The sequence below is a fragment of the Halobacillus sp. HZG1 genome (assembly GCF_035818575.1).
Classification (GTDB): domain Bacteria; phylum Bacillota; class Bacilli; order Bacillales; family Halobacillaceae; genus Halobacillus; species Halobacillus litoralis.
Genome location: NZ_JAYLVQ010000062.1, coordinates 165,653 through 183,707 on the forward strand (window position 1 = coordinate 165,653; position 18,055 = coordinate 183,707).

The 18,055-nt window shown below is 44.5% G+C and carries 19 protein-coding genes and 1 other RNA gene; 16 read left to right on the forward strand and 4 right to left on the reverse strand.

Annotation, left to right across the window (positions count from 1 at the left end; translation table 11 throughout):
• Nucleotides 1-13 precede the first annotated feature (13 nt).
• Together modB and modA are read right to left on the reverse strand one after the other, a co-directional pair.
• Entirely contained in the window at nucleotides 14-688 is a 675-nt protein-coding gene (gene modB / locus VKA52_RS11535; RefSeq protein WP_160910460.1) for a molybdate ABC transporter permease subunit, read from the reverse strand.
• A gap of 4 nt (nucleotides 689-692) precedes the next feature.
• The gene (modA, locus tag VKA52_RS11540; RefSeq protein WP_326315755.1) at nucleotides 693-1,469 is read right to left on the reverse strand and encodes a molybdate ABC transporter substrate-binding protein; all 777 of its coding nucleotides are present in this window, start codon (nucleotides 1,467-1,469) and stop codon (nucleotides 693-695) included.
• Nucleotides 1,470-1,564: 95 nt separating this feature from the next.
• On the opposite strand from modA, the gene VKA52_RS11545 reads away from it, so the two are divergent.
• The 4 genes from VKA52_RS11545 to aldA all read left to right on the forward strand — a co-directional run bounded on the left by VKA52_RS11545 (nucleotide 1,565) and on the right by aldA (nucleotide 4,729).
• Entirely contained in the window at nucleotides 1,565-2,221 is a 657-nt protein-coding gene (locus VKA52_RS11545) for a M50 family metallopeptidase (protein WP_160910458.1), read from the forward strand.
• A 104-nt stretch (nucleotides 2,222-2,325) separates the two neighbouring features.
• A complete protein-coding gene (locus VKA52_RS11550) occupies nucleotides 2,326-2,436 on the forward strand; it encodes a YjcZ family sporulation protein (protein ID WP_089650761.1) in 111 nt (36 codons plus the stop codon).
• 109 nt (nucleotides 2,437-2,545) lie between these two features.
• A complete protein-coding gene (locus VKA52_RS11555) occupies nucleotides 2,546-2,797 on the forward strand; it encodes a hypothetical protein (RefSeq protein WP_160910457.1) in 252 nt (83 codons plus the stop codon).
• A gap of 480 nt (nucleotides 2,798-3,277) precedes the next feature.
• Nucleotides 3,278-4,729, forward strand: a complete 1,452-nt coding sequence (gene aldA / locus VKA52_RS11560; RefSeq protein ID WP_326315756.1) for an aldehyde dehydrogenase — start codon at nucleotides 3,278-3,280, stop codon at nucleotides 4,727-4,729.
• 38 nt (nucleotides 4,730-4,767) lie between these two features.
• Here the strand turns inward: aldA and queF are convergent, their stop codons facing one another.
• Nucleotides 4,768-5,262 (reverse strand): preQ(1) synthase, encoded by a 495-nt coding sequence (gene queF / locus VKA52_RS11565; RefSeq protein ID WP_160910455.1) that lies wholly within the window; start codon nucleotides 5,260-5,262, stop codon nucleotides 4,768-4,770.
• Nucleotides 5,263-5,629: 367 nt separating this feature from the next.
• On the opposite strand from queF, the gene acsA reads away from it, so the two are divergent.
• The 5 genes from acsA (at nucleotide 5,630) to VKA52_RS11590 (ending at nucleotide 12,040) form a co-directional block, all read left to right on the forward strand.
• A complete protein-coding gene (acsA, locus tag VKA52_RS11570; protein ID WP_326315757.1) occupies nucleotides 5,630-7,339 on the forward strand; it encodes an acetate--CoA ligase in 1,710 nt (569 codons plus the stop codon).
• A 156-nt stretch (nucleotides 7,340-7,495) separates the two neighbouring features.
• The gene (locus tag VKA52_RS11575; protein WP_326315758.1) at nucleotides 7,496-8,806 is read left to right on the forward strand and encodes a purine/pyrimidine permease; all 1,311 of its coding nucleotides are present in this window, start codon (nucleotides 7,496-7,498) and stop codon (nucleotides 8,804-8,806) included.
• 30 nt (nucleotides 8,807-8,836) lie between these two features.
• A complete protein-coding gene (locus VKA52_RS11580; RefSeq protein WP_326315759.1) occupies nucleotides 8,837-10,156 on the forward strand; it encodes a lysine N(6)-hydroxylase/L-ornithine N(5)-oxygenase family protein in 1,320 nt (439 codons plus the stop codon).
• A gap of 94 nt (nucleotides 10,157-10,250) precedes the next feature.
• Complete coding sequence (locus VKA52_RS11585) at nucleotides 10,251-10,763, forward strand: type 1 glutamine amidotransferase domain-containing protein (RefSeq protein WP_206946316.1); 513 nt, start codon at nucleotides 10,251-10,253, stop codon at nucleotides 10,761-10,763.
• 509 nt (nucleotides 10,764-11,272) lie between these two features.
• Nucleotides 11,273-12,040 (forward strand): DUF3891 family protein, encoded by a 768-nt coding sequence (locus VKA52_RS11590; RefSeq protein ID WP_326315760.1) that lies wholly within the window; start codon nucleotides 11,273-11,275, stop codon nucleotides 12,038-12,040.
• A 69-nt stretch (nucleotides 12,041-12,109) separates the two neighbouring features.
• On the opposite strand, the gene VKA52_RS11595 is transcribed toward VKA52_RS11590, so the two are convergent.
• Nucleotides 12,110-13,396: a glycoside hydrolase family 18 protein gene (locus VKA52_RS11595; protein ID WP_326315761.1), complete on the reverse strand. Its 1,287-nt coding sequence runs from the start codon at nucleotides 13,394-13,396 to the stop codon at nucleotides 12,110-12,112.
• Nucleotides 13,397-13,477: 81 nt separating this feature from the next.
• Here VKA52_RS11595 and tadA point away from each other — a divergent pair, with 81 nt between their 5' ends.
• The 7 genes from tadA to VKA52_RS11630 all read left to right on the forward strand — a co-directional run bounded on the left by tadA (nucleotide 13,478) and on the right by VKA52_RS11630 (nucleotide 17,657).
• Nucleotides 13,478-13,960, forward strand: a complete 483-nt coding sequence (tadA, locus tag VKA52_RS11600; RefSeq protein WP_326315762.1) for a tRNA adenosine(34) deaminase TadA — start codon at nucleotides 13,478-13,480, stop codon at nucleotides 13,958-13,960.
• A 50-nt stretch (nucleotides 13,961-14,010) separates the two neighbouring features.
• Nucleotides 14,011-14,276, forward strand: an RNA gene (gene ffs, locus VKA52_RS11605) — signal recognition particle sRNA large type.
• A 135-nt stretch (nucleotides 14,277-14,411) separates the two neighbouring features.
• Nucleotides 14,412-16,139: a DNA polymerase III subunit gamma/tau gene (dnaX, locus tag VKA52_RS11610; protein ID WP_160910447.1), complete on the forward strand. Its 1,728-nt coding sequence runs from the start codon at nucleotides 14,412-14,414 to the stop codon at nucleotides 16,137-16,139.
• 25 nt (nucleotides 16,140-16,164) lie between these two features.
• A complete protein-coding gene (locus VKA52_RS11615; protein WP_160910446.1) occupies nucleotides 16,165-16,482 on the forward strand; it encodes a YbaB/EbfC family nucleoid-associated protein in 318 nt (105 codons plus the stop codon).
• An 11-nt stretch (nucleotides 16,483-16,493) separates the two neighbouring features.
• The gene (recR, locus tag VKA52_RS11620) at nucleotides 16,494-17,090 is read left to right on the forward strand and encodes a recombination mediator RecR (RefSeq protein ID WP_160910445.1); all 597 of its coding nucleotides are present in this window, start codon (nucleotides 16,494-16,496) and stop codon (nucleotides 17,088-17,090) included.
• Nucleotides 17,091-17,105: 15 nt separating this feature from the next.
• The gene (locus tag VKA52_RS11625; protein WP_160910444.1) at nucleotides 17,106-17,321 is read left to right on the forward strand and encodes a YaaL family protein; all 216 of its coding nucleotides are present in this window, start codon (nucleotides 17,106-17,108) and stop codon (nucleotides 17,319-17,321) included.
• 72 nt (nucleotides 17,322-17,393) lie between these two features.
• The gene (locus VKA52_RS11630; protein WP_160910443.1) at nucleotides 17,394-17,657 is read left to right on the forward strand and encodes a pro-sigmaK processing inhibitor BofA family protein; all 264 of its coding nucleotides are present in this window, start codon (nucleotides 17,394-17,396) and stop codon (nucleotides 17,655-17,657) included.
• Nucleotides 17,658-18,055: the final 398 nt, after the last annotated feature.

Below are 18,055 nucleotides of genomic sequence, written 5' to 3' on the forward strand. Positions count from 1 at the left end.
GCTTCAGCTTTTTTTATGTTTTCCTTACAAATATAATTTTCCTCCGGCTCCATGTGTTGAGCCATAATACCGCACTGAAACCGAGACAGAGTATGACAATCACCCACATGAGAGCTTCTTCCATTCGACCGGATTCGACAGCAAAATAGATGGCGAGTGGAATGGTGTCTGTTTCACCAGGGATATAGCCTGCAATCATTAATGTAGCTCCGAACTCACCGAGGGAACGAGCAAAAGTCATGACTAAGCCAGCGAGCAATCCGGGCCATGCTAAAGGAAGCGATATGGTGAAGAATACTTTCAATTTCGAAGCCCCCATCGTCAAAGCCGCATTCTCCAGGTTTTGTTCATAATTTTGAAAAGCCGCTGATGCACTTTGATACATAAGGGGAAAGGAGACGACGGCAGACGCAATGACTGCTCCTGTCCAGGAAAAAACCACCTGAATACCGAACCAGTCCATGAGCCATTGTCCCATCCAGCCGTTTTTGCCGAATAAATAAAGCAGGCCAAATCCTATGACCGTCGGAGGAAGGACAAGAGGGAGTAAAAGGATCGATTCTATAATACTTTTCCCGGGAAATAATTTCCGAGAAATGACTCTTGCGCTGATCGTTCCGATAATAAATACGATGAAAGTAGCGATTGCCGCTACCTTTAGAGACAATAAAAGAGGTTCGACGTTCATTGTTCTATCTTTCCACCTCCTTAGGATTGAATCCATAAGATTTGTAAATTTCTGTCGCTTGATCACTCTTTAAGAAGGATAGAAATTGCTCTCCAGATTTCTTAGTCCGGCTTTTTGAAAGAATGATGCCAGCATAGACGATCGAATCGTGGAGTGTAGGGTCTACTTTTGTAAGGGTTCTTACCTGATCTGAAATCAGGGCATCACTGGCATAGACAAAACCATAGTCCACTTGCCCGGATTCGACATAAGCAAGGACTTGTCTAACATCGCTTCCGAAAATCATCTGATCCTCTAATCCCCTCCAAAGTTGAATCCTTTCCAACGCTTGCTTCGTATAAGTACCAGCAGGCACGCTTTCTGGATTGCCGACAGCAAGCTGTTCATTTTTTGTCAGTTCCAGCTCTTGAATGGTATTCAAATGACTCGTGGAATCGTGACCAATAAGAACGATCTGGTTGGTAGCAAACTCTATGTATGTATCTTTTTCGACAAGGCTCTCTTTCTTAAGAAGTTCGATCCAACGAAGATCCGCAGACAGGAATACGTCGACAGGAGCTCCTTGTTCGATTTGTCTTGCCAGTTTACCTGAGCCTCCATATATGGTTTCGATTTCTATATTGTATTGCTCCTCAAAAAGAGGAGTCAGCTCTTCCATGACATCTTTTAAACTTGAAGCAGCCGCAATTTTTATGTTCGTTTCACTCGATTCTGATGGAGCGGCACAACTGCATAAAAATAGTACGATGATCGAACTCCCTATCCATGTTAACTTTCGCATGTCTATTCCCCTTTGTTACCATTGATTCTATTCTTAAGATACGTCATATGTAAGTAGAAAGCGATTAAAAGATCACGAAGAAAGGAGTGCGTTATATGAAATTACAAGTTCTTTCAGCTCTTATTCTTGCTTTACTGCTCACACAACTGCCGGTCGTTGGTAAGTACTTCGCTATTCTGAACACCATGATTCATGAGAGCGGTCATTCCCTGATGGCGCTGCTTACAGGGGGAGAAGTAAGGAGAATTTCCCTTTTACCGAATACATCCGGTTTTGCTTTGACCGGGCATAACTCATGGATCGGGCAAGTATTAACGAGCATGGCCGGGTATGTATTTGCTTCTTTCTTTGCCTTCGTCTTCTTTTTCCTCGTCAGTCGTGGGCATTTTAATTGGATGATTTATATTTTAATGGCGTTCCTTGCCATCAATCTGCTTTTCTGGGTAAGGAATGTGTATGGTCTATTCTGGATCCTTACCTTTGGAGCTGGGTTTGTATGGCTGCTGAGAACCGGTCATGAACAGGTGGTTCAATATGTGTTATTGTTTCTTGCTTCCCTCGTTCTCGTTGAGTCTGTAACCAGTGCTTTTGAAGTGATGTGGATCAGCTTTATTTCTCCAGGACAAGCTGGTGACGCAGCAAACTTGGCAAGAGCGACAAAATTCATTCCCGCGCCTTTGTGGGGATTGGCTTTTTTCGTCCAGGCCCTGTACTTTGCCTTCCTTTCCCTTAAGCGTGTCTTCTCTTTCTGAAGGTGTGAATGAAAAGAAGAAAAAAGATTAAATTCCGCTCATGCCCTGCCTTCTTCATCCCTTCTGAATAAGGTAGTAAAGTAAGTAAGAGAGGGGGGAATGGAATGAGCGGAGGATACGGTGGCGGTTTCGCGCTATTGGTTGTTTTGTTCATCCTTTTGATCATCATCGGTGCATCTTATATGGGTGGCCGTGGATACGGTTATGGATACTAATAAATAAAGAAAGCGGGAATCTTTTCCCGCTGTTACATAAAATTAAACGTTTCTCGAAGTTTGGAAAAGGGTATCATGGGACTAGAATAATTGGACGGAGGAGTCGTTTATGGATTTAAAAGAACACTTAATTGCAAACGGGTATGATCACATTGATATTCTTCTTATTGATGAAGAGGGCGACCAGACAACAGTTGCCGACATTTCTCTTCCGAAGGTGACGGATTTAGAGTACAAGCTTTATCTCCAGCCTGATACGATCTCTTATCATTTCAAGGAAGAGGACCCTTATTTTGAAGCTGAGCAGCAATCAGAGTCAGGGGATGGTAAGAAGATCAAAGGTTTCATCCTCGAATGGTAAAGCCCTGTCCCCACAGGGCTTTTTTTGTGTCCAAAAGAACACTTAGCAATTGCAGATAAGGGCCCCTTAGTGGGAGACTCAGTTTCGAGATGTTTCCAGGGTTTGTTGCCTGGTTAAGCCTTAGGGATGGCTGGGAAGCAAATCGCATTCCTGTGGGGGAGCGCCGAGCTTCCTCGGACTGCGTCCTTCGGGATCTCGCCTACCTCCTTCTCCCACGGGAGTCTCGCAGCTTCCCAACCACCCCATTTTTGGAGAAGTGGAATGAACCCCTATACCGAGCGTGAGTGTCTCTTATTCCTATATCCTAAGTAGGCATAAAACGCTTTAAATCAAGCCTTAAATTCTGGCAGCCCCCATCCACTCAGCATAAGTCTCGAAACTGAGTCTTCAAGAAACCTGCCATATTGTTGAATACTGGTTTGTTTATTTTGAATCACACGGGGAATTTAAATGGTAAATACCAACAGGAGGTCATTTTTCATGCAGCAACATAAACTTTACATTAATGGAGATTATACAGAATCAAACGGTTCAGAATGGATTGATGTCCTAAATCCAGCGACTGAAGAGGTCATTTCCCAAATACCAAAAGGCACCGAGGACGATGTGGATCGAGCGGTGAAAGCAGCGTTTGAAGCTCAAAAAGGCTGGGAGCTTACGCCCAATATTGAACGCGGAAAAATCGTCAGGAAACTCGGAGATCGTATAGAAGAAAACCGTGCTACTTTCATTGATTTATTACAAGAAGAGCAAGGGAAAGACTATGAGCTTGCCAGTGGAGAAGTCGACCTTGCCATTGATTATTTCCGGTACATGTCTGAGTGGGCACGTAGAATCGAAGGCGAAATTGTACCAAGTGATCGTAAGAATGAGAATATCTTTATCTATAAAAAGCCAATCGGTGTGGTGGCTGGAATCGTACCTTGGAACTTCCCCGTATTCATTTTGGCCCGAAAAGTAGCGACGTCACTGGTGACAGGCAATACATTAGTATTAAAACCAAGTCAGCAAACACCGAATACAGCCATGGAATTTACAAAAATCATCGATTCCATGGATGAAATTCCAAAAGGTGTGTATAACGTGGTAACCGGTACAGGTTCAGAAATTGGAAATAGACTGGCCTCTCATCCGAACGTCCACATGGTAACCATGACAGGAAGTGTGCCTGCAGGTACGAAAGTAATGGAAGCAGCAGCGCAAAATATTACGAAGGTGAATTTGGAACTTGGTGGTAAAGCGCCCGCTATCGTTACCGCTAATGCGGACCTTGATGTTGCAGCTGAGAGCATAACGACTTCCCGTCTCGCTAACAATGGACAAGCCTGTACGAATGCTGAACGTGTCTATGTGCATGAAAGTGTGGCGGATGAGCTTCTAGCTAAATTACGTCATAAATTTGAGTCGGTGACGATGGGAGACCCTCGTGAAAATAAGGAAGCGGATGTCGGTCCGCTTGTAAGTAAAGACCGTCTTGAAGAAGTGGAAAGCATGGTGAAAGAAGCGATTGAAGCAGGGGCGAAGGTTGAAATTGGAGGAGAACGAGGCGACTTAGACAAAGGTTATTTTTATAAACCTACGATTCTCACAAACGTAAACCATGATATGCAGATTATCCAGGAAGAGATTTTCGGTCCTGTGATCCCTGTGACAACGTTCAAAACCTTAGATGAAGCGATTGAAAAAGGAAATGATACAGATTACGGATTATCCTCATCTGTTTATACTGAAGACATGAATGAAGCGATGCGTGTCGTGAATGAACTGAAGTTCGGTGAAACATTCGTCAATCGCGAGAACTTCGAAGCCGTCCAGGGCTATCATGCAGGAATGAAAAAATCAGGACTTGGTGGAGCGGACGGCAAACACGGAATGGAAGATTTCCTTGTGACACAAGTCGTTTATATGCAATATAAAGATGATAAAAAATAAGAAGAAAAAGAGCTGCGATTTTTGTCGCAGCTCTTTTTTTATCGGTTATCGATTTTTTCAGGGTAAAGGTCGTGATTCATCAGGCGGTGGTCCGCCATTTGCTCAAATTTCGTGCCGGGTTTTCCATAATTGCAGAATGGATCAATGGAAATCCCGCCACGAGGGGTGAATTTACCCCAAACTTCAATATATCGAGGGTCCATTAAGTCAATCAGGTCATTCATGATTGTATTCACACTATCCTCATGGAAATCTCCGTGATTACGGAAGCTGAAAAGATAGAGTTTGAGTGACTTACTCTCGACCATTTTCACGTCTGGAATGTAGCTGATATAGATGGTTGCGAAATCAGGTTGGCGCGTCTTCGGGCAAAGGGTAGTAAACTCTGGACAGTTGAATTTTACGAAATAGTCACGGTTCGGATGTTGGTTATCAAACGTTTCAAGGACTTCCGGGTCATACTCGAAAGAGTAGGAATTTCCTTGGTTACCAAGGAGTGATAAATCAAGGTCTTGGTCGTTGCGTCCTGGCATGAGGCATGCTCCTTTGTGAATGTAATTTAAATAAAAAAGCCGCAGCGGCTAAGGGCTGCGGCTTATCATAAGACGTGGTCCTTAGTTTTTTATAGAGGGGTTGGCTAAGAAACCTCTACTAAGAAGCTTTTATGCTCGTTTCATTATATAAACAGAGGGGAATGCTGTCAATTTACCTCGTTCCCTTGTCCTAATTCTGTAAATCTTTGGAGATAACACTTTAAATATGAGAAAAAATCCCCTACAATAGAAGTAATTCATAAAATTTTCAGAAAAGTATACAGTTCGTGGCTCTGAAAGGATCAGAGCTTTCTTCAGCCACAAAAGGAAAACGTTTACAAAACATTCTTATGAGGTGATGATGAATATGGACATGAAACCAATTCCAGCTCGATCAGGCAATCACAACATGGAAAACTACAAAGAAGCGTATGAGAATTTCCAGTGGGAAGAAGTGAAAGAGCAGTTCTCATGGAACGAGACAGGCAAAGTAAACATTGCCTATGAAGTTGTCGATCGCCATGCAGAAAATCCTGATAAGAAAGATCAGGCAGCTCTGATCTACTCTGCACCGGATAGAGAAGAGACCCTTACTTTTGAGGATTTGAAATTGAAAAGTAATCAATTCGCGAATGTACTGAAAAAACATAATATAGAAAAAGGCGACCGTGTCTTTCTCTTCATGCCAAGAAGCCCTGAGTTTTATGCAGCCTTCCTTGGTATTCTTAAGGTAGGAGCAATTGCGGGCCCGCTTTTTGAGGCATTCATGGAACAAGCCGTACGAGATCGCCTGGAAGATAGTGAAGCAACGATGCTCATTACGACACCGGAACTGCTTGAGCGTGTACCTGCAGATGACCTTCCGAACTTGAAGCAGGTCGTACTTGTTGGTGGCGATGCACCAGGCAACTACATTTCTTATGATGAAGAAATGGAGAAGGCTTCGGATGAATTTGAAATCGAGTGGGTGGATCTTGAAGACGGAATGCTTCTTCATTATACATCTGGTTCAACCGGCAAGCCTAAAGGAGTTTATCACGTCCATAATGCCATGCTTCAACATTACCAGACAGGTAAATGGGTGCTGGATCTTAAAGAAGATGATGTGTACTGGTGCACCGCAGACCCAGGCTGGGTGACAGGTACAAGTTACGGCATCTTTGCTCCGTGGTTAAACGGGGTAACGAACGTTATCCGTGGAGGACGATTTAGTCCGGATGACTGGTATGGCACGATTGCCGAGAAAAATGTGTCGGTCTGGTATTCCGCTCCGACTGCTTTCCGTAAACTGTTGAGCGCTGGAGAGGGAGTTGCGAAAAAGCATGACTTATCTTCACTTCGTCACGTATTAAGTGTAGGAGAGCCGTTGAATCCTGAAGTCGTAACATGGGGACTTTCAGCCTTTGATTTGCGTATCCACGATACATGGTGGATGACGGAAACAGGCGGCATGTTGATTTGTAACTATCCTGCGATGGATATGCGTCCGGGATCAATGGGTAAACCTTTCCCTGGCATCGAAGCGGCTATTGTCGATAATGAAGGGAATGAACTCCCTGCTAATCAAATGGGGAACCTTGCGATTAAACAGGGATGGCCGTCCATGATGCGTGCGGTATGGAAGAACCCCGGGAAATATGAAAGTTATTTCTTAAATGGCTGGTATGTTTCTGGTGATAGTGCTTACCAGGATGAAGACGGTTATTTCTGGTTCCAGGGACGTCTTGATGATGTCATCAACACATCTGGTGAACGTGTTGGACCATTTGAAGTGGAGAGTAAATTGATTGAACATGAAGCGGTAGCAGAAGCAGGAGTCATCGGTAAACCGGACCCTGAACGAGGAGAGATCATTAAAGCATTCATTACCCTCAGGGAAGGGCATGAAGAATCCGATGAACTGCTTGAAGATATCCGTCAATTCGTTAAAAAGGGATTGAGCGCTCACGCTGCTCCAAGAGAAATTGAAATCAAGGACACGATTCCTAAAACCCGTAGTGGTAAAATCATGAGACGTCTTCTGAAGTCTTGGGAGCTTGGTTTACCGACTGGGGATACCTCTACACTCGAAGAGTAATTGATGAAAGCACAGCCCGTATTAGGGTTGTGCTTTTCATTTTTGTTGACTCATTCGTAAGGGTGTTTCACGTGAAACGGGTAAGCATGAGAACAAAATTTTCATTCGTCCTGTGGTAACATATGGGGAGATATTACATAGATTGCAGGTGGCAAAATGAAAGAAGAAGGAACGACACGATTTTTGGACGGCTCTTTAGAGACCGTTCAATGGTTTGTATTTCTGTTGGCGAGCGCAGTTGCTCTCCCCATTGTTATCGGTTCTATTTTCGTATTGAATTTCAATGAAGTGGCAGGTTTGATGCAACGGACATTCTTTGTCGTCGGGGTTGCCTCCTTCCTACAAGGCGTTTTTGGACATCGTCTCCCTATTATGGAAGGACCTGCAGGCCTATGGATCAGCATATTTGCGGTCATGGCCTACAGTGGATCCCAGTCAGGCGACAGCTATATGGAAACATTACAAATCCTCCAGGGGACGATGATATGGACAGGGATCTTCCTATCCCTATTTGGTATTTTCCGTTTGTCGCACCGGGTGCTTTTTGTGTTCACCCCACTTGTTACGGGTGCTTTTTTATTTTTACTGACCGTCCAATTGAGTGGGACGTTTCTTCAGGGAATGTTAGGCATTGAAAAATCGACAGAAGCGGTGGATGGAAAACAGGCACTTGTCGCCTTTGTTACGCTTGCCCTCGTAATTGGACTATCGGTAATGGGAAAAGGTTGGTTGAAAAGTTTCGCTGTTTTGATTGGAATTGGTTTCGGATGGGTATTGTATGCCATGACTTTTAATGGGTCTGCCACTGAAGCAGGAGGAACCTCAGCTTTTTCCTTACCTGAAATTTTTGCTTGGGGACCCCCTCAGCTGACATGGGGCACGCTCCCTTTAGGGTTTATTACCGCTGTGATTTTATTGTCCAATCTAGTGGCTTCCATTATTGCGGTAAGTCATACCATTTATGGAAAACCACAGTATACATATGATCAGGTCAACAAAGGAAGCAGTTTCCTGGGGGTGAACCATGGAATTACAGCCGTGTTTTCTGCCGTGGCTAACGTTTCGCTTGCTTCATCGTCTGGGTTCATGCAATTGACCGGGCAGAAAAGGAAACGTCCGTTTTTATATGCTTCTCTATTATTAGTCGTGTTTTCGTTCTTCCCACCGGTAGTGGCGTTTATTTCTGGTATTCCGGCACCGGTAGCTAACGCAGCTTTGCTCGCAACTTTTGTCCAGTTGATGGGACTTGGCATTTCCAACATGACGAGTGAAAAGCTTGATGAACGGAGACTGACTATTCTAGGACTGTCCTTTTTACTGGGTATAGGACTGATGTTCCTGCCGCCCGAAGCCTTCAGCGGTGTTCCGGCGATATTGCAAAATTTACTGAGTAATGGATTATTGGTTGGGACGGTGCTTGTCATAGTACTGGACCGGCTGTGGAAAGAATCAAACACGTCCTCATAGGGAAAATTGAAGGTACAAGGAAGTGATGGAATGGAAAAAGAAATATATGATGTCATCGGGATCGGAATCGGTCCTTATAACTTAGGGATGGCCGCATTGATCGACCAGACCGATGATTTGGATGCTGTCTTCTTCGACAAGACTCCTGAGTTTGTCTGGCACCCAGGAATGCTGATTGAAACGATGGATCTTCAGGTTCCTTTTTTAGCAGACCTTGTCTCGTTCGCGGATCCGAAAAGCCCTTATACCTTTATGAATTATTTGCATGAACATGACCGCATGTTCCCTTTCTTCTTCCATCGTCATTTTGAAATTCCGCGTCAAGAATACAACCATTACATGCAGTGGGTGGCCAAGCAGTTGGATGGCCTGCTTTTCGGCCATACTGTCGTTGACGTTATCGACCATAAGGATGCGGATCTCCCCCACTATGAAGTGGTAGTAAAAGAAACGGCCACCGGGGAAGAAAGGTATTATCAAGCCAGGCACATTGTCATGGGGACAGGAAGTGAACCATTAATCTTAGACGGGATGGACCGGTTACCGAACGAAGACGTAATGCATACGAGTCGCTATCTTTTTGAAAAAGATCATTTATTGAAAGCGAAACATGTGACCATCGTCGGCTCGGGGCAGAGTGCTTTGGAAGTTTTTCTGGATTTATTAGAAGAGCAAGACAGACAGTCGGATATGAAACTGAGTCTCTTCACTAGATCCGGAGGGCTTTTTCAATTGGATACGGCTAAGTTTGCGCAGGAAATGTTCACACCGGAATTCGTCGATTACTTTCATGCCTTGAGCCTCCAACAACGGAAAGACGCCCTCGATACGCTTGGGCCGCTTCGAAAAGGAATTGATCCGGATACACTCACGAGGTTATATTCGAAGCTCTATCATCGCACAGCCGGGATGGAGGATAGTCGTGTTCTCATTCAACCAATGACGGAAATTACCGGAATTGAGGCGAAAGAGAATGGATACTATCTTCACTGTAAACAGTGGCAGGAAGAAGTTGAATACACGTATTCAACGGAAAAAGTTGTGCTGGCCACCGGGTATAAACCTCATTTCCCTGACTGGTTCAAGAAGCGTTTCAACGAAAAAATTGAATGGGAAGAAGAAGGAATGTATAAAGTATCGCGCAATTATCAGCTGATCTTCAACGATGGTCGTAGTCATCATTTCTTTACGTTGACCAACCTTGTCCACTCACACGGAGCAGGCGCTACCAATTTAGGGTTATCCGTGCATCGGAATGTTCATATCATCAACACGATTGCAGGCCGTGAAGTGTATCGAAACCAGTCGGATACAACTTTCCAACAGTTTTCCATGAAGGACTTTCAATAACCATTAAGTGGAAATAAGGTTTAAAATCATCTCACAGGGGAAGATAGCTTATGTGTTCAAATTCAACCCATACATTCAAGGAGATGATGTAGATATGAGTAAGATTGCTTGTGTGATGACGTCCATGTTTGAAGATGTAGAATATACACAACCGGCAGAGGCGTTCTCAAATGAAGGTCATGAAGTGACCACCATTGAATGGGAAGCGGGCAAAGAAGTGGAAGGTAAACAAGGGGAAGCTTCCGTTAAAATTGATACATCCATCGACGATGTAAAACCTGAAGACTTTGATGCATTGTTCATCCCAGGTGGCTTTTCACCCGATATCCTGCGCGGAGATGAGAAATTCGTTTCTTTCGCGAAGCATTTCATGGATGAAAAGAAACCGGTCTTCGCCATCTGCCATGGCCCTCAACTGTTGATCACAGCTAAAACTCTTGAAGGGCGCACGGCGACCGGATTCAAATCCATTTCCGTTGACATGGAATATGCAGGAGTTAATTATCAGGATAAAGAAGTTGTCGTTTGTCAGGACCAGCTGGTCACAAGTCGCCAGCCCGATGACATTCCAGCCTTCAACCGTGAAGCATTAAAACTCTTGAAATAAATAAACAGACAGGCCATGAGGGAACCTTCTCCCCATGGCCTTTTTCTTCTTTTAAGCAATATTGAATGACCATACCTGGCCGTGGATACGGGGTCAGGGAGATGACGATTTGCAGTGCATTGGAACAGTCAGTAGAAAAACATACACATTCTTGTCCCCATTCGCTTTTCATGCGGACGTTCCCAGACCCTGTTCTCACACCTTATTAGCGCAGGATCTATGGTTAACACGAATCTATAACAACGTACGTGAAAAAGGATTTATTACAAACTCGGCAGGTTACTGGTAGAGGGATTTCGAGAACCCCGGAGCCCTAAACTCTCACAAAAGTATCGAAACTGAGTCTTCCACAACCCGGCCTCATTGTTGAGTAAGGATTACCAAAACAGTGATCATTTTGTAACGTGCTATTGTAGAGAGGAGAAGAAACTTCCTATATAATGAAGGGAAGACTATAGATCGTTCTATATTACATACACGCATACGTATACAAGGAGGAGGACCACACGATGATTGTCATTGAAAAAGAAAACCAGTTTCACATGATTCCTCAGCATGAGCACGCCAAGATATCAGCTCAGATCGTCGCTCATTGGAAGAACAATTTTTTATTACGCTCAAAATTGAGAGAAGAAGCGGATTGGGCAATTGCCCAGCATGACAGAGCCTGGATTCCGCTGGATGATCAACCAGAGTGGAATGAAGAAAAGCAACGTCCTTATACATTCGTCGATTATCCGTTAGAGAGAAAATTGCAGGCTTATCAGCGTGGGATTAAAGAGGTGGCCGACCGCTCTTTGTATGCGGGTATGCTCTGCAGTATGCACTATGCGTCCTTCTTTTCCAAGGATGACAATGATTCCGCTGTACAGACGTTTTTAGCTGAAGAAAAAACACGCCAGCAGGATCTGTTCGAAGCAATGGAAATGGACATTCCCTATGATATCTATGACCTTCATTTTCGCCGGTTGCAATTTTGTGATGATTTGTCACTTTACGTATGCATGCAGGAAGCTGGTACACCAAAAGAAGAGGAAGTTTCATGGTTCAAAGGCGGTTTCAGACAATCTTTTGATTTCGCCCCCGCTGGTATGGCTGCCCATTGGATCGATGATGAAAATGTTTCCGTTGATCCTTTTCCATTTGAGAAGCCATTCAGTATAGAAATTCCTTACCGTCCCGTGTCAAAAATAGAGATTAAAGAAAAAGGTCTGTCTCAAGCGTTTCACGACACAGAGATAAAAACGCACGTGGTTACTTTTGTAAAAAAAGAATAGTCACTTACATCTCAACGGTAAGCGACTGTTTTATAGTTTACCTGGTGTACCTACAGGCAAAAGGATCTTTTATTTCTTATCAATACTGAATTGTCCATCGAGCAGCACCCAGTTTTGAGGGAAGGAAAGCCCCAGTTTCCAGTAGCTGATTCCAAGAAGACCGCGATTTTTGATTAAGTCGAATTTCCGTTGGATGGAGCGGGCATCTTCAAACCATACTTCGTGTTTCTTTCCGGCGTTATCGGTATAGGTGAAGTAAGGGGCCTGTTCCTCCTGATCATAGGAAATCGGTACGTTGTTTTCTCTCGCAATTTGGATGGCCTGCTGGGGACTAATGGCCTTAGCAAACTCTCCACCTGGCTCGTAAGGAAGGGTCCAATCATATCCATATAAATTTTGACCGAGAAGGATTTTTTCCGCCGGCATTTCCGACAATGCATAGTCCACCACTTCCGTGACCGGACCGATTGGAGATACGGCACGTGGGGGACCACCGCTGTATCCCCATTCATAAGTCATTAAAACCACGAAATCTACAATTTCTCCGTGGGCTTTGTAGTCATGGGCCTCGTACCAGGCTCCTTTTTGATCGGCACTCGTTTTAGGAGCAAGGGCAGTGGAAATGAGCAATCCTTCCGCCGCCAACCGCTGTTTTGCTTTTCTCAAAAACTGGTTGTAGTTCTCTTTCATTTCAGGAGGGAGAAATTCCATATCAAAGTGGACGTCTTTAAAACCTACTTGCTTGGTCGTTTGAATAATGTTGTCGAGCAATTTATCCTGCAACGCTTCATCGGAAAGAATCTTCCTGCCTAATTCAGCACTGAATCCATCTTCCGAAAGGTTTGTAACAACCATCATAAGAGCCGTATCATTCTGTTGAGCAATCTCTTTGAAATTATCAAGAGGCGGTGCTTTTAGCGAAGCGTCTTCCTGAATTTCATAACTGAATGGAGCCAGATAGGTCAGTGATCCTGCCCTGTTTTCAGCAGAAGCACGAAGCGTGTCGGAGACTTCCCCGCCATAGGGCTCTATATAAGCATTGGCTGTAATCGGTCTTGGCGGCTCATCTGGAATATAGAGGCGTAAGCCAACAGAAAGAGGGGCGCCGACTTGAAGGCCATTTACCTGGGCCAGCTTTTCAGCGTTGGTATTGAACTTTTGGGCAATGGAATATAAGCTGTCCCCCTGCTGGACAAAATAAAATTGGCCGACAATCGGTATGACGAGAGCCTGACCGATGACAAGGTCACCCGGGGTCTCCAGTTCATTTGCTTCGATAATGGCATTTGGCGTACTATCGTAAAGACCGGCAATGGAGAATACCGAATCTCCTTCTTGAACGACGTGGATTTGCATATGGATTCGCTCCTTTCTCATCTTTAATAATGTATGAGAGAGGAAAACGGAATTATTCTTGAAAATCACAGGAGGAACATCATGATTGACGATGAACATTATATGAAACTTGCTTTAAAAGAAGCAGAAAAAGCAGAGTTGGAAGGGGAAGTTCCGATTGGTGCTGTCATCGTAAAAGATGGGGAAGTGATCGCCAAAGGATACAATCAGAGAGAAACCTCCCAACTGGCTTCGTCTCACGCTGAATTTATAGCGATTGAAAAGGCAAACCAGCAAGTAGGCAGCTGGAGGCTTGAGGATTGTACGTTGTATGTCACTTTAGAGCCTTGTCCAATGTGCGCGGGTGCTATTTTACAATCGAGGATTCCAAGGGTCGTTTATGGTGCCAAGGACCCGAAAGCAGGTTGTGCAGGTACGCTGCTTAATCTTTTGGATGATGAGCGTTTCAATCATAAATCAGAAGTTTTGCCTGGGGTTATGGAAGAGGCATGCGGAAAAATATTGACGGATTTTTTCCGCAACCTGCGTGAGCGTAAGAAAAATAAGCCGTCGACTAATAATTAACAGTGTTTTATCATTGCATTTTTCTCGAAAACTCGCTATACTTGTTAATGCCGTGCTAAGCGGGGAGGTAGCGGTGCCCTGTACTCGCAATCCGCTATAGCGAGGCCGAATCCCCATCCGAGGTGGTGCGGCCTTAAGGTCTGCCTTATGTGAGTGGTGTTGACACCCAGGTCCTGCGCAACGGGAAACAGTGAATCCTGTCAGGTCCGGAAGGAAGCAGCAGTAAGCTGTCTCTCCCGTGTGCCGTGGGAGTGCCTGGGTCGAGCCACAACCATAAGTAACGCTTAGGGCCACATCATCGAAGATGGGTGCACGGCATTACATAAGTAAGCTCAAAGAGCTGCTATGATCCTTTCATAGCAGCTCTTTTTTTATACCGGTTTTCGAAGGTTCACATCACAACCTTGAATCAGGTATAATGAGGAGGAGACTATTAAGGGAGAACGGTTTTATGAGCTATCAGGCTTTATATCGCGTATGGCGCCCGCGAAATTTTGAAGGAGTCGTCGGACAAACGCATATTACACGGACACTGCAGAATGCGATTGAGCAGAATAAATTTTCGCATGCGTATTTATTCTCTGGACCGAGAGGGACGGGGAAAACGAGTGCTGCCAAAATTTTCGCCAAAGCCGTCAACTGCGAGCGTTCCCCTGTGAAGGAACCGTGTAACGAGTGTGATGCGTGCCTGGGTATTCAGGATGGATCGATATCCGATGTCATCGAAATTGATGCCGCTTCGAACAACGGCGTCGAGCAAATCAGGGAAATTCGGGACAAGGTAAAATATGCTCCCAGTGCGGTGCCTTACAAGGTGTACATCATTGATGAGGTCCACATGCTTTCTATGGGGGCTTTCAACGCCTTATTGAAAACATTGGAAGAACCTCCGAAGCACGTCATATTCATATTGGCAACGACGGAGCCTCATAAAATTCCATTGACGATTATATCCAGATGTCAAAGATTCGACTTTAAGCGGATCTCGCAAAAAGCAATGGTTGAACGGATGGAGAAAATCACTTCGATTGAAGACATCGCGATTGCAAGAGAAGCACTGGAAATTGTAGCGCTCACAGCAGAAGGTGGAATGCGTGATGCGCTTAGTCTTCTTGATCAGGCGATTTCCTACAGTGATGATGAAGTAACCATTGAAGACGTTCTTGCGGTGACGGGTTCCGTTTCTCAAAGCAAACTCACAGCAGTTTTGCAGTCCCTTCATAACCAGGATGCAAGAGCAGCTCTTGAAGCGGTGGATGACTTGATTCAAGAAGGAAAAGATCCCGGTCGCTTTGTTTTCGATTTGATCTATTATTTGAGAGATCTGCTTTTATTCCAGAGTGCGCCGGACCTTGAACATAATTTGGAAAGAGCAATTCCTGATGAAGCTTTCAGAAATTTATCAGGCGAATTGTCTCCTGTGTGGATTCAGCAGGCAATCCGCGAACTAAATCGTTGTCAGCAGGAAATGAAATGGACGACAAGCCCGAAGGTATTCATCGAAATTGCTATGCTGAATATGGTGGAAGTTCAGGCAGGACCTGCCCAGGGAAAACCTGTTCAATCAGAAGCCGTAGATCAGCTGGCAAGAAAGATTGAAGGCCTTGAAAAGGAGCTTGCCACCCTGAAAGAAAAAGGGGTGAGTGCAGCACCACAACCACAGGCGGCACCGAAAAAGCGGGCCCCTGCAAAATCCGGGAAAAAAGGGTATAATGTTCCTTATGAACGTATTCGCCAAGTGTTGAACGAAGCATCGAAGGAAGATATCAAAAATGTTCAGGGGCGATGGGCGGACTTTATGGAAGCTTTGAAGCGGACAAACGCTCCAGCTCATGCCACGCTTTTGAACAGTAAGCCGAGGGCTGCCTCCGCGAAGGCGCTTGTGCTTGCCTTCCGTTATGATATCCATTGTTCTTTGGCATCCGAACACCAGAAGACCATTGAGCCACTGCTGACGGAATTCATTGGCAAGCCGCTGACAATTATTCCGATTCCTGAACAGAACTGGCAGGAAATCAGGGAGGAATACGTCAGGAAACAGAAACAATCATCTGACGGAGGGTCTGGAGTAGAAGGGGAAGAAAGTGAAACGGCTCCATCTCAAGCGGGAGAAGAAGACCCCTTAGTTTCAGAAGCCCGAAAACTAGTCGGAGATGATTTAATAGAAGTTCAAGATTAACAGCTATTTAAAGGAGGAATGCTCCATGCGTGGTGGAGGAAACATGAATAACATGATGAAGCAAATGCAAAAAATGCAGAAGAAAATGATGAAGGCTCAGGAAGAGCTTTATGAAATGACCTTTGAATCTTCTGCAGGCGGCGGTATGGTGAAGGTGATAGCCAACGGTAAGAAGGAAATCACCGATGTTGAAATTGATGAAGAAGTGGTTGATCCAGATGATGTGGAAATGTTGCAGGATTTGATCATTACAGCTACGAATGACGTATTGAAGCAAGTAGATGATAAAACGAATGATACTATGGGACAATTCACGAAAGGTATGCCTGGAGGAATGTTCTAGGAGGAATTTTCATGTATTACCCGGAACCTATATCAAAACTGATCGACAGTTTTACGAAACTGCCAGGAATCGGACCGAAGACGGCTGTTCGCCTGGCTTTTTTCGTTTTAGAAATGGAAGAGGATGATGTCCTCGATTTTGCCAAGTCACTGGTCAATGCGAAAAGGGAACTCACCCATTGTTCCATATGTGGACACATCACTGACCAGGATCCCTGCTCGATTTGTCAGGATGAATCGAGAGACCAAGCGTTGATTTGTGTCGTTCAGGATCCGAAGGATGTCATCGCAATGGAAAAAATGAAAGAATTCAGCGGAAAGTATCACGTCCTCCACGGGGCGATTTCGCCCATGGATGGTATCGGCCCTGAAGATATTAACGTAGCAAGCCTGATCAACCGGTTGAAAGATGAAGGGATTGAAGAATTAATTCTCGCAACGAACCCGAATATTGAAGGGGAAGCGACAGCGATGTATATCTCCCGTCTCGTGAAACCTTCCGGTATCCGTATGACGAGAATTGCCCATGGTCTTCCGGTTGGAGGGGATCTTGAATATGCCGACGAAGTGACCCTGTCCAAAGCTCTTGAAGGACGTAGAGAACTTTAGGGAGGGGGAGAAGGTTTGTTTGGCAGAAAAAAAACAATAAAAAAAGAAATGGATCGTGAACTCCTCATTCATATTAAAGAGTTGAAACGGGAGTGGGAAACGTTAAACACGATCATTGAACAGAGCATCGAACCGAGCGACGAGGGCTTGAATGATTTAGCCGTCGTCAAAGCGAAGTATTTCTACCTATTAAGGGAAGCTAGATTCAGAGGAATCAATGCGTTGTCTTAATTAGATGTACTACCCTCTTGTCTAAGAGCATAGACTGTTGATAGAACAGTTTCTTGGACAAGGGGGTTTTTTATGGATCCGGTACTCGTCATTCTTCTCTTAGGACTAGCCATCCCATTACTGCTGATTGTAGGTATGCCGTCCAAACCGTTGAAGGCTGTAGGTCAGGTTATGACAAGACTGATTGTCGCTGTCATTCTGTTGTTTTTTGTGAACCTGTTCGGAGCCCAATTTGGTCTGCATGTGCCAATCAATGGTTTTACGGCAATCGTATCAGCTATCCTGGGAGTTCCTGGAGTATTGTCTTTAACAGCTATTCATTTTTGGGTTATTTAAAAGGGGGAGTTTTATGCTTCGCCTTTTTATTTTGCGGAAAAACCCTTTTGATTAGAACTTTCCTTATTGTGTTACTTTCCTTCCAGGTACCTTTGCCGGCAGTCTATGGACGGGGGATCTTACATGGAAGAAACAATCTATGAAATTATGTAACTTTTTTTAAGAAAACTATTGCGTGATTAAAAATGCCGTGGTATATTATTACTTGTCGCGTTAAGAGAGCGGCAAGCCGCAACGGCTTAACAAAATAAATCATAAAAAAGTTGTTGACGAAAACAACTACACATGATATATTAATTAAGTCGCTGTTTTGAAGCGGCAAACAAAACATTTGATCTTTGAAAACTGAACGAACCAACCAGTACGTCAAAACATTTCTTCTTTATAGAAGAGATTTG